Annotated in this window: 2 protein-coding genes and 1 pseudogene; all 3 read right to left on the reverse strand. The window is 68.2% G+C overall.

What is annotated here, in order from left to right; all coding sequences use genetic code 11:
* Positions 1–246: pseudogene (locus tag WAN71_RS08150) on the reverse strand (hypothetical protein); the annotation flags it as partial.
* 55 nt (positions 247–301) lie between these two features.
* Complete coding sequence (gene sigM, locus WAN71_RS08155; RefSeq protein WP_422224840.1) at positions 302–889, reverse strand: RNA polymerase sigma factor SigM; 588 nt, start codon at positions 887–889, stop codon at positions 302–304.
* A gap of 57 nt (positions 890–946) precedes the next feature.
* The coding region (locus WAN71_RS08160; protein ID WP_422224841.1) for a lipid II flippase MurJ at positions 947–3,695 on the reverse strand (2,749 nt) is incomplete at its 5' end.

A 3,695-nucleotide genomic window follows, 5' to 3' on the forward strand; every position in this document is an offset into this window, starting at 1 on the left:
GTCGACGACTCCGGGCGCCACGTCCGGAGCCGGCGACGCGTCGGTGCCGAGCGCTGCGATGCCGCGGCGAACGCGGTTGAGCGCATCCATCGTCTGCTGGGCGTCCGGGTCTGCGCGGACTTGCTTACGCAACCGGGCAGCGTCGTCGTCGTCGAGTAGACCTGCCTGCAGGTCGGCGAGGGCCTCCACTGTCGGCGGTGGATGGGCGCCCGCATCGTCGTTGTCATCCGGCCCAACTCCGTCCATCCGCCCCAGTGTCCGTCATCGGTAACCCGAACGCCACGCGCGGCACGCGGCAGGGCTAGCCGGCCGGACGGTGTGGCGTGGCGTCGGTTTCCAGGTAGCCGAGGATCGCGGCAAGCCGGGCCCGGGCGCGGGCGCAGCGACTCTTGACTGTGCCTTCGGCCACACCGAGCATTGCCGCAGTGTCGGCGACCGAATAGCCGTGCATGTCCACCGCCACCACGGCCGCGCGCTGCTCCACAGGTAGCCGCATCAGCGCCCGATGCACCGCGATCGCGGTCTCCACCTGCGCGGTCCGGTCGGCCACCGGGTAGACGTCGTCCAGCGCGGTCGTCAAATGAGTCTTGTTGCGGCGCAACCGGTCCAGGCATGCGTTGACCACGATGCGATGCAACCAGCTGCTGACGGCGGCGTCATGTCGAAAGGAACCGGCGCTGCGGTGCGCCGAGACCATGGCCTCCTGCAGCGCGTCCTCGGCGTCCTCCGGGCTACGGCTGATCAGCCGGGCAACCCGGTGCAGTTGCCGGTGGTGGCGGTAGAACAGCTCCTCGAAGGCATAGCGGTCGCCCGCGACGTGGGCAGCCAGCAATTCGGCGTCGCTGGCTTGTTTATGAAATTCACGTTGAACCTGGCGACCGAAGCCCACGGCCGGACACTAACCAATCGGTGGGTACCCGGCACTTCACCCGACCGGGCCCGTGCATCAAGACGCGGCTTGGACCGTGATCTCGGAGATACCGGAGCGGCTTTCGCCGTTTGTTGTCCCCAAAGTCGAAATCCAGACCAGCAGATACGACGTGGGGGCTGACGCCTTGACCTGGATGCTGTTGTGGCCCGGATGCATCGCCACCGGCTGAGTCAGCGCAGTGGTGTCGTCCAGCTTCGCCGGTGTCGATGTCGCCGAAGAGCGGAGCTGGATTTTCGTCCCGGTGCTGGCCAGGTCGACGGTTACCGCGCCGACCACGGTGGGTTTCGGTAGCTGCAGCAGCAGCCCGACACCGCTTTTGAAGCTCGGGAACGGGACGGCGTCGTGGTAGGTGTCGGTATCCCACGCCGTGGCCGGGTTACCGTCGATCGCCTGGCCGGCCTTGCTCGGGTTGTCCGCTTCTTGGCCGGGGGAGAAGACTTTCGCGCTCACCGGCTTGACCATGCTGCCCGCCGCGGCGCTTTCGCCGGAGGTCGAACTCGCCGACGGCGCGTTGAGGCCCAGCTGGTCTTTATCCAGCCCACTGACGTCGCCGAACATACGGCTCAGCACTGACGCCAAAACCAGTAAGGCCACCACGATGATCGCGGCGCCGGCGCCGACCCCGATAGTGACGGCGCGACGGCGACGGACCCGTGCCTGCGCTTCCTCCAGCGTGGGCGGGCGGGAGCGGTCCGGTCGGGCGGGCGCCGGCGGCAGGTCCGGCAGCGGACTCAACAGTTCGGTGCGGTCGGCCACCGCGGTCGCTTGCTGTAGCAAGTTCAAAAGCGTTGCCGCACTGCGAATCCCACCATCACCCTGAATCGAATGAGTAGCCGCCGCAGAGATCTGGTAGGGGATGTCCCGGTCGATCGAGCTGGGTTCGACGGGCTGACCGTTGGGTTCCCGCGGTGCCAGGGCCATCCCGCTGCGGACCCCGGACTCCGGCAGCGGCCAGCGGTTGACCAGCAGCGCATACAGCGCGGCGCCGATGCCGCGGATGTCATCCTCGGGGGTGGTATGGGGCATGGTCGCGGGGAAGGCCAGCACCACGTCGCCTTCGATGCTGACCCGCACCCGGCTGGGATGGTCGATCGACAAAGCGACGCCGGCGTGGTGGGCGTCCTCGGCAGCGGACGCGAGTGTTTGCATCGCGCGGGCAGCGCCGACGGCTGACGGCGAGGTGTCGGCCACCTCCTGCAGCGAACCACCGCGGACCCATTCGGTGACGACCAGGCCGCCGGTGCCGGTGTGGACGACGTCGAGCACCCGGGCGATCCCGTGCTTGTCGATGCGGCTCAAGCGCATGGTGCGAGACAGGATCTCCCGAACTTGGTCGTCGGGCAGCGTCCCGTCGGGGTCCACGAACGTCAGCGCCACCTGCCGATCCAGCGCAGTGTCGAGCGCTTGCCAGAACTGCAGATGCGGCGCCCCGTCGTGAAAGACCAGTAGCCGGTAGCGACCGCGGGCGATGCTCGCACCGGGAACCAGCTGGGGGTCGTCTTGGCTCGGCGCCGGCTCGGCCGACAGATCGCGCGGGGCGCCGAAATCCATCGGATCGGCGGGATTTGCCGAGGGTTCGCCGTTGGGCTCCGACGCCGCGACGGGGCCAACCTGAAGGTCGGGCGGCACGTCGGGCTGGAAGTCATCGACGGCCGGTGACGATGCGGCCTGTGCGGCGGGGTCGATGCCGAAGACAGCTTTGGCTGAGGTGCTGTCCGATGGGCCGTCGGTCATCCCCGGTCCTTTCGCCATCCCCTCCCCGGTTATGTTCTCCGGAAGCCCGCGCCGGATGGGTTCTCGTACCGTATATCCCCTCGGCGTAGACGAATTCCTTTGCTCAGGGTACGTGACGCTACCGGGACCGAACAGCTGATCGGGCCCAACGGGTTTGCCGGCGGCGATGTTCATTGGCGGGCCGCCAGGGCGCGCACCCGGTCCGGGAGCGGGTATGCGGCCAGCCGGTGGCGGCACCACCCCTTTGCGGCTGGGCGCCCGGCCTGGTTGGGCACCGAGCCAGCCGCGAAATGCGCCCAGCGCCGTCTGAGCCTCGGGAACCCGCGCGCGCACCATCACCGCGGCCACGATGGGCAACATGATCACCGCGAGCACAAACAACCGCAGCAGCGAGCCGGCACCGCCGCCGTAGGCGGTGAGCCGCCGCATCCCCATCAGCTCGTCCACCACGTGCGCGATCAACCCGGCCAGCAGCGATGCGGTGATCGTGACGAGAATGGTGCGCAGCTCCGCGACGCCGAGCAGGCGGCCTCCGGGCGGCCGCAACGTGTTCCGCAGCAGGTAATAGCCGACGATCGCGCCCGCCAAAAATCCCAAGCCGTTGGCCAATCCGAGGTAACCGGCGACCAGGTCGGGATTGTTGGTGACGTGGGGCGCGAGCAGCGAAGCGCCGATCTTGACGGTCGTGATGATGACGATGATCACGATCGGTATCCACGGCTGCTCGCGGGCGTAGAAAACCCGCAGCTCCAGCAGCACGATCGCGTAGGGGATCAAAGTGAACGCCGACAACGCGATCGCCGTGCCCAGGTAGCCGGCGTCGACACCACCGAAATGGCCGTACGCGAACAACGCACTGCCGATCGCCGGGCCGCCGACGGTCATGAATGCCACCGTCGGAATCAGCGTGATCATCGTCAGTCGGCTGGCCAGCGAGAGGTCGGCCAGCACCGCCGGGGTGTCGTCGGCGGCGGCATTGCGGCTCAACCGCGGCATCACCACGGTCAGCACCGTCACCCCGATCATGCCG

Source organism: Mycobacterium sp., from assembly GCF_049280035.1.
Taxonomy (GTDB): domain Bacteria; phylum Actinomycetota; class Actinomycetes; order Mycobacteriales; family Mycobacteriaceae; genus Mycobacterium.